Origin of the sequence: Mesorhizobium sp. M7A.F.Ca.US.014.04.1.1 (assembly GCF_003998745.1) — a bacterium.
Lineage (GTDB): Bacteria > Pseudomonadota > Alphaproteobacteria > Rhizobiales > Rhizobiaceae > Mesorhizobium > Mesorhizobium ciceri.
In genome coordinates, this window is record NZ_RZRW01000576.1 from 1 (window position 1) to 3551 (window position 3551).

Annotated in this window: 4 protein-coding genes; all 4 read left to right on the top strand. The window is 61.4% G+C overall.

Annotation, left to right across the window (positions count from 1 at the left end; all coding sequences use genetic code 11):
- Nucleotides 1-51 precede the first annotated feature (51 nt).
- Complete coding sequence (locus tag EOA22_RS27820) at nucleotides 52-801, top strand: SDR family oxidoreductase (protein ID WP_063168723.1); 750 nt, start codon at nucleotides 52-54, stop codon at nucleotides 799-801.
- Nucleotides 802-870: 69 nt separating this feature from the next.
- Nucleotides 871-1821, top strand: a complete 951-nt coding sequence (locus tag EOA22_RS27825; RefSeq protein WP_063168724.1) for a LysR substrate-binding domain-containing protein — start codon at nucleotides 871-873, stop codon at nucleotides 1819-1821.
- Between the two features lie 86 nt (nucleotides 1822-1907).
- Nucleotides 1908-2942 carry an amino acid ABC transporter substrate-binding protein gene (locus EOA22_RS27830; protein ID WP_013530400.1) on the top strand — a complete coding sequence of 345 codons (1035 nt, stop codon included), beginning with the start codon at nucleotides 1908-1910 and terminating at the stop codon, nucleotides 2940-2942.
- A gap of 79 nt (nucleotides 2943-3021) precedes the next feature.
- Nucleotides 3022-3551, top strand: a 530-nt coding sequence (locus tag EOA22_RS27835) for an ABC transporter permease subunit (protein ID WP_164755897.1), incomplete at its 3' end; no start/stop codon positions are given.

Here is a 3551-nt window from a genome sequence, read left to right on the forward strand (position 1 = left end):
ATGCCGACATGGCCAACCTCGCCAAGCGGCGCCAAGTAAGGAAAAACTGGAATGAAGGATCTTTCCGTTCTGATCGTAGGCGGCGGCGCTGGCCTCGGCGCGCTTTTGGCCAGGATGGCTGTAGAGGCCGGGGCTGCAAAGATCGGCATCATCGACATCAACCAGGACGCCGCCGAAGCCGCTCTCGCACCGGCAAAGGCCAACGGCCTGCCGACCGCGGCCGCCCTGTGCGACATCCAGGTCGGCCCTCAGTGCCACGCCGCCTTCGACGCCATCGTTTCGAAGCTCGGGCGTATCGACACGCTGATCAATTGCGCCGCGATCTACCCTCGCCGCCCGCTCCTCGAGATCAGCGACGCCGATTGGGATGCCTCCAATGGCATCAACATCAAGGGCACTTATCATATGATGGTGGCAGCCGTTCGCCACATGCAATCGCAGGAGCCGAAGAGCCATGTGCGTGGCCGGATCGTCAACCTGACCTCTGTCGATGCCTTCAAGGCGCATCCGCAGAACGCCCACTATGCGGCAACCAAGGCCGCCGTGGTCAGCCTGACGCGCTCCTTTGCCCATGACGTCGCAAAACACGGGATCCTGGTCAATTCGGTGGCCCCCGCAGGCATGGCCACGGAGCGGGCCAAGGCCCTCGGCTTCCTCGAGGAACTGGCCAAGGCGAGCCCGCTGGGTCGTGGCGCCGAGCCTGCGGAGATTGCCGAGTGGGTTCTCATGACCGGCGGCCCCAAGAATACCTACATGACCGGAGAAAACGTAATTGTTTCAGGTGGTTATATATACGCCTGAGCTATTTTCGCGCGCCGGCGGCGCTGAATTGTCCAACAGGAACGCAAGCGAAAGGAGGTGGAATAGACGATGACCGGCAAGCTTCGCCTTCCCTCGCTGAATGCGCTTCGCGTCTTCCACGCCGTCGCGCAGCACAAGAGCTTCCGGCAGGCGGCGGATGAATTGCTGGTCACGCCGCAGGCCGTCGGACAGCAGATCAAGCTACTGGAGGACACGCTTCAGGTGACACTGTTCGAACGCAAGGGGCGGTCGGTCGAATTGACCGAGTCTGCCATCCTTCTCTCGCACTATGTCAAAGCTGGGTTCGACGAATTTTCCGAAGGTGTTCGCCGCGTCACCAAGTCGAATTACCGGGACCGCATCAACCTGAATGCGAGCCCCTATTTCGCGACCCACTATTTGCTGCCTCGCCTATCTCTGTTCCGGGAGATATTGCCCGGTGCGGATCTGCGCCTGACGACGATGGTCGATCTGCCCGATTTCGGACGCGACGACATCGATATGACCGTCCAGTGGGGCTACGGCAATTGGCCGGACTACGAGACCATACTGCTGGTGCCTGATCCGAAGGTCATCTGCTGCACTCCGGCCATCGGCGAGAGCATCAAGTCGGCGCAGGACCTGACGTTGTTCACGTTGCTGGACACCGTCAAGTCGAAGCGCCTTTGGCCAGACATTTTACGCCACCTTGCCATCGAGCAGACGGACGGCAACCAAAGCATCAGCTTCGACGATGCCGCGACCATGCGCCGTGCAACCCTGCAAGGCATCGGCGTCGGTCTCGTCTCCGTCATCGACGCCGAGGAAGATTTGAGGTCGGGCGCGCTGGTCGCTCCGGTCGGGCGCGACGCCCTTGCCGATATGCGGCCGGAAGAAGTTCCTGGATTCTACCTGATCGTCCCGCGCGGGCACCTGCGCGTGAAGGCGGTCGCCGCCCTTCACCGATGGCTCGCCCAGCAGGACTGGGGCAGCGATCTGAAGATTTCCTCCGTGCCGAAACCGACCCCGCTTTCCGACTAGGAGCGGCTTTGAGACCGAGCTCCGAAAGAGAACTTTTGGGCCTCCAACAACAAGAAACCAAACAACCTCAACAGTGGAGACGGAACATGAAGACGATGAAATGGGGGGCCGCAGCCATGGCCCTTGGACTTGTGCATTTTGCAGCGCCGGCAGAAGCCGCCGGCGGCAAGACGCTGGAAGCCGTCAAGGCGCGCGGCGTGCTCAACTGCACCGGCCATGACGGGTCTTACCTCGGCTTCGCCGAAGTCGACGACAAGGGCAACTGGAAGGGCATGGACATTGATCTCTGCCGGGCGGTGGCCACGGCCGTGCTCGGCGACCCGGCAAAACTGAAGGTCGTTCCGATCAGCTGGGCGCAGCGCTGGCCGTCCCTGCAATCGGGCGATGTCGACATCATCATCAAGGCGTCAGGCGGCACGCTCAGCCGCGACACCGAGCTCGGCCTGCAATTTTCCATGTCCTATTACCTCGGAACGACCAAGGTGATGGCGCACAAGGAGCTAAACCTCAAGTCGCTCAAGGATGCGGCCGGCGGCACGATCTGCATTCCCGCCGGCACGTCGCAGGAACAGCAGGTCGCGGCCTATACGGCCAAGCTTGGCATCAAGCTCGAACCCGTGCTCATCGAAAAGACCGAGGAGCTCGAGCAGGCCTATTTCTCCGGACGCTGCGATCTCTATGCGCAGTGGGGCCCGACGCTCGCCATTGCGCGCATCGCCAAGAGCAAGGTCGACGACCATGTCATCCTGCCCGACGTGCTCGCCGTCGAGCCTGAAGTCATGATCATGCGCCAAGGCGACGACAATTGGGTTGACATCGCCAACTGGACGCTGAGCACGCTGATCTTCGCCGAGCAGGAAGGCATCACCTCCAAGAACGTCGACGAGGTCAAGGCCAAGCCGACCTCGCCGCAAGTCGCCAAGTTCCTCGGCGTCACGCCAGGCATGGGCAAGGGTCTCGGTCTCGATGATGACTGGGCCTACAAGGTGATCAAGAACGTCGGCAATTACGGCGAAATCTTCGAGCGCGACCTCGGCAAGGACTCGCCCTACAAGATGGACCGCGAGTTGACCAACCTTTGGAACAATGGCGGTGTCCTGTTCCCGCTGGTGATCGACTGATCCGTCCTTAACTCACCCGCTCCAGGCCCCGCCCGGCACAGCCGGGCGGGGTCGGCGACAATTCGGCAAGGATCTTTGGATGGTCAGCCTGCTGAGAAATCAAAAGGTCCGCAACGCGCTGTTGCAGGTCCTCTATGTCGGCTCGATCGCCGCGATGGTGCTTGCCGGCATCGTGATCGCCCGCCGCAACCTGGCTGATCAGGGGATCACCTCCGGATTCGACTTTCTGTTCAAGTCGACGGGTTGGGATGTGAATTTCTCGCTGCTGCCCGCCACGGCCAATGATCCCTATTGGTGGTACTTCCTCATCGGCATCATCAACACGCTGTTCCTGGGGAGCGTCGGCCTGATACTGGCGACGATCGTGGGAACGATCGTCGGTCTGGCGCGGACGTCTTCGAACGATTTGGCGCGGCTGCTCGGCCGTACCTATGTGGACATCTTCCGCAACATTCCGCTGATCCTCCAGGTTTTCTTCTGGTATGCGATCATCACGCACCTGCCGACGCCGCGCAGCGCGCACGAAGCCTGGGGCTTCCTGCTCACCAGCCGAGGACTCTACATCCCATTCCCGAACGTCGGCAGTGCCGCGATCACAGCCACTGTGGC

Coding starts and splice junctions, on each gene's coding strand:
- EOA22_RS27825 (WP_063168724.1), top strand. CDS start 871: ATGACCGGCAAGCTTCGCCTTCCCTCGCTGAATGCGCTTCGCGTCTTC.
- EOA22_RS27830 (WP_013530400.1), top strand. CDS start 1,908: ATGAAGACGATGAAATGGGGGGCCGCAGCCATGGCCCTTGGACTTGTG.
- EOA22_RS27820 (WP_063168723.1), top strand. CDS start 52: ATGAAGGATCTTTCCGTTCTGATCGTAGGCGGCGGCGCTGGCCTCGGC.